At 59.7% G+C, this 1,624-nt stretch carries 2 protein-coding genes; both read left to right on the plus strand.

Going from position 1 to position 1,624, the window contains the following annotated elements; all coding sequences use genetic code 11:
- Positions 1 to 117 precede the first annotated feature (117 nt).
- A complete protein-coding gene (locus tag QMX93_RS30670) occupies positions 118 to 1,083 on the plus strand; it encodes a bile acid:sodium symporter family protein (RefSeq protein WP_282359331.1) in 966 nt (321 codons plus the stop codon).
- A 118-nt stretch (positions 1,084 to 1,201) separates the two neighbouring features.
- Positions 1,202 to 1,516 carry a quaternary ammonium compound efflux SMR transporter SugE gene (gene sugE, locus QMX93_RS30675; protein WP_282359332.1) on the plus strand — a complete coding sequence of 105 codons (315 nt, stop codon included), beginning with the start codon at positions 1,202 to 1,204 and terminating at the stop codon, positions 1,514 to 1,516.
- The last annotated feature ends 108 nt before the right edge of the window (positions 1,517 to 1,624 follow it).

Genomic DNA, 1,624 nt, shown 5'->3' on the forward strand with positions numbered 1-1,624 from the left:
GCCTGCTCGCGATGAGGGACTGACATTCAACATTAATGTTGACTGAACGACCGCCATCGCGAGCAGGCTCACTCCTACATTTGGTTTTGTGGTGTAACTAACAATAAGGAACAAGCCATGCGCGCACTGGCTGCACTCAGCCGCTTTGTCGGCAATACCTTCGCTTACTGGGTTCTGATATTCGCGGTCATCGCGTTTTTGCAACCGGCATGGTTCCTCGGCCTTAAAGGCGCGATCGTGCCGTTGCTCGGGCTGGTGATGTTCGGCATGGGCCTGACCCTCAAACTCGACGACTTCGCTGCCGTTGCCCGCCATCCATGGCGTGTGGCACTGGGCGTGGTTGCACACTTCGTGATCATGCCCGGCGTGGCGTGGTTGCTTTGCCAGCTGTTTCAGCTGCCGCCGGAAATCGCCGTCGGCGTGATTCTGGTCGGCTGCTGCCCGAGCGGCACCTCGTCCAACGTGATGACCTGGCTGGCCCGCGGCGATCTGGCGTTGTCGGTGGCCATCGCCGCCGTTACCACCCTCCTCGCTCCGCTGCTGACCCCGGCGCTGATCTGGCTGCTGGCTTCGGCGTGGTTGCCGGTGTCGTTCATGGAACTGTTCTGGTCGATCCTGCAAGTGGTGCTGTTGCCGATCATTCTCGGCGTGGTTGCCCAGCGTCTGCTTGGCGACAAGGTTCGTCATGCGGTGGATGTGTTGCCGCTGGTGTCGGTGGTCAGCATCGTGATTATCGTCACTGCCGTGGTCGCCGCCAGCCAGGCAAAAATTGCCGAATCCGGTCTGCTGATCATGGCCGTGGTGATGCTGCACAACAGCTTCGGTTATCTGCTGGGTTACTTCACCGGCCGCCTGTTCAAGCTGCCGTTGGCTCAGCGCAAATCGCTGGCGCTGGAAGTCGGCATGCAGAACTCGGGATTGGGCGCCGCGTTGGCCAGTGCGCACTTCTCGCCACTGGCGGCAGTGCCGAGCGCGTTGTTCAGTGTCTGGCACAATATTTCCGGTGCGCTGCTGTCGACCTACTTCCGCCGCATGAGCGAGAAGGAAGATCGCGAGGCGTTGGCGCAACAGGCTGCCGACTGAGCTGAAACTTGATCCCCGGGTTAATGCTCGTCAAACTATCGCGCAACGCGAGGACGACCTCGCGGCTCGATCGAGTCATTAATCTGGGGACGACCCCGTCAATCGATGGAGGTCTCTCATGTCCTGGATCATTCTGTTTTTCGCCGGCCTGTTCGAAGTCGGCTGGGCCGTTGGCCTGAAATACACCGATGGCTTCAGCCGTCCACTCCCTACTGCACTGACCGTTGCGGCCATGGCCATCAGCCTTGGCCTGCTCGGCCTTGCGATGAAGGAATTGCCGCTGGGCACGGCGTATGCGATCTGGACTGGGGTCGGTGCCGTGGGCACGGTGATTGCCGGGATCATATTGTTTGGCGAATCGATGGCGTTGATTCGGCTGGCGAGTGTGGCGTTGATCATCATTGGCTTGATAGGGCTTAAGGTCAGCGCTTAGGCCTCTACCGCTATCGCGAGCAGGCTCACTCCTACAGGGGAACGCGTTTCAAATGTAGGAGCGAGCCTGCTCGCGAAGAGGCCCTAAAAATCAGCGACTATCTAACCG

It is taken from the genome of Pseudomonas sp. PS01303, assembly GCF_029959385.1.
GTDB lineage: Bacteria > Pseudomonadota > Gammaproteobacteria > Pseudomonadales > Pseudomonadaceae > Aquipseudomonas > Aquipseudomonas rustica.

Coding starts and splice junctions, on each gene's coding strand:
- sugE (WP_282359332.1), top strand. CDS start 1,202: ATGTCCTGGATCATTCTGTTTTTCGCCGGCCTGTTCGAAGTCGGCTGG.
- QMX93_RS30670 (WP_282359331.1), top strand. CDS start 118: ATGCGCGCACTGGCTGCACTCAGCCGCTTTGTCGGCAATACCTTCGCT.